At 65.7% G+C, this 1,780-nt stretch carries 1 protein-coding gene; it reads right to left on the minus strand.

All coding sequences use genetic code 11. The features are described 5' to 3' along the window. Window positions 1-55: 55 nt before the first annotated feature. Window positions 56-592 (minus strand): GNAT family N-acetyltransferase, encoded by a 537-nt coding sequence (locus D9C15_RS33040; protein WP_128003697.1) that lies wholly within the window; start codon window positions 590-592, stop codon window positions 56-58. Window positions 593-1,780 lie beyond the last annotated feature (1,188 nt).

Below are 1,780 nucleotides of genomic sequence, written 5' to 3' on the forward strand. Positions count from 1 at the left end.
GCGAGCGCCTCGCGGCCCAAGCGCCAAGCCGTGGAGGGTCGCCTCGAGCGAAGGGTTAGCCGTCATTTCGCGGTAGGGCGTATACCCTCTCTGTGCACGGCTCACCTCGGAACACGACTTGGCGGCTCTCGATGAACTCGAAGCCAACGCGCTCCAGCAGCCTGACGCTCGGTAGGTTTCGCTCGTCGGTGATGCCCAGAACGCTGGTGGCGCTGGTAGCCGAGAAGAAGACTTGAAGCGCCTCGCGGACCGCAAGAGTTGCGACGCCACGACCTTGGGATGCTGGATGAAGCGTGAAGCCGACTTCTCCGGAGGTTCCGTCTTCGGACAGGTACAGGCCAATGTCTCCGACAAGCGCGTCAGACGCTGGCTCGGCGATTCCGAGTTGTACCCAGTGACCCGGCGCAAAGAGAGGTGCCCGATGCACTTCGTCGAGGAACTGAAGTGCCTCGGCATCCGACATAGGCGACCAACCCTGGTAGCGCCCGAGCTCCGGCAATGAACGATAGGCCTGGAACGCACCCAGATCGCGTTGGTGAAGACGGCGAAGGCGACCACCGCGGAACTCGGGTGGCAGCAGCGTCTCGTGCATGACGGCTAACGTTTGAGCTGAGGCGCAGACGCCGGATTGGCGCTTGGCCCGCGCGACGGATGATGACACTGGCCGGTGCGCGGGCCAAGTGCCAAGCCGGTGGCTGTCGCCTCGAGCGAAGGGTTAGGCCTCGCTCTCCACGCGCTGCTGCGACTTGAAGGCGACGGGTTTTCTCTTGATGGCCCTGCGCTCGTGCAGTGGCTTGGCGCTAGAAAACCAGGCGCTTGGCGGGGGCGAGGCGAGTGCGATTCTCGTCCGAGGGCAACGGAAGGTTCGCCGCCCGCCAACGGACGGGCGGCCCGCTCGACGCGAGACACGAGCCTCATGTTCGCTGAGTCCGCTGAGTTCGCTGCGACCCTGCGCATGACGAGTGACCTGTAGCTGCTCTCGACTCGAACCGAAAAGCTCAGGCCTGCTGCGTGCGAGAGGCTCCGACACGTTACGCTCGACCGGCGGACATAGCGTCGCTCTCCTGGACCCAAGCCGCTGACTCGCTGGACTCTGAATCGCCAAGCTCTGAAGTCACTTCTTGCCGGAGCGCTCGCTTGCTGGTAGCTGCGAGGCCTAACGTTTGAGCTGAGGGGCCGGAGCCGGGAAGGCACTTGGCCCGCGAGGCGGATGATGACAGCGAGCGCCTCGCGGGCCAAGTCCCTTCCCGGCGGAGGTCCCGCTCCAGCGAAGGGTTAGGGCGCACTCGGGGCTGCTGGCTGGGCCAAGACGGCTGGAAAGAACTGGACTTGGATTGTCTTGTTTGCCAGCGCTCCAGCCGCCGACCAGCAGCCCGGCAACAAACTCTTTGGCCACACCGGGCGCACGTGGCGGCAAGCCAGCCGAGAACTCGGCCCTGAACTCCGACGGTTCGCCGCCCGCCAGCGGACGGGCGGCCGGCACGAGCCTTGGCAGGGCAGCGACGAAAACCGAAGTTCAGGCGACAACCGTCCAACGGTGCAGGTTCACGAAGGGCAAAGGCGCAAACCTTCCGAGGCGCTTGGCCGAGGTGGCCCCGAAGCGCGGCGACCGTCCGAGCGGCATGGACTCCGTGGGCCGTGCGTGGAGACGCTCCGTGCTAGGCCAAGCTGGCGACGACGCAGCTAAAGCGCGACGACTGCAGCGTGGGGTTCGTGTGCGCCCTAACGTTTGAGCTGAGACGACCCCAGCGGTGGAGCGCTTGGGCCGCGAGGCGGATGA

The sequence above is a fragment of the Piscinibacter defluvii genome, assembly GCF_004011805.1.
In the GTDB taxonomy this organism is placed as follows: domain Bacteria; phylum Pseudomonadota; class Gammaproteobacteria; order Burkholderiales; family Burkholderiaceae_C; genus Piscinibacter; species Piscinibacter defluvii.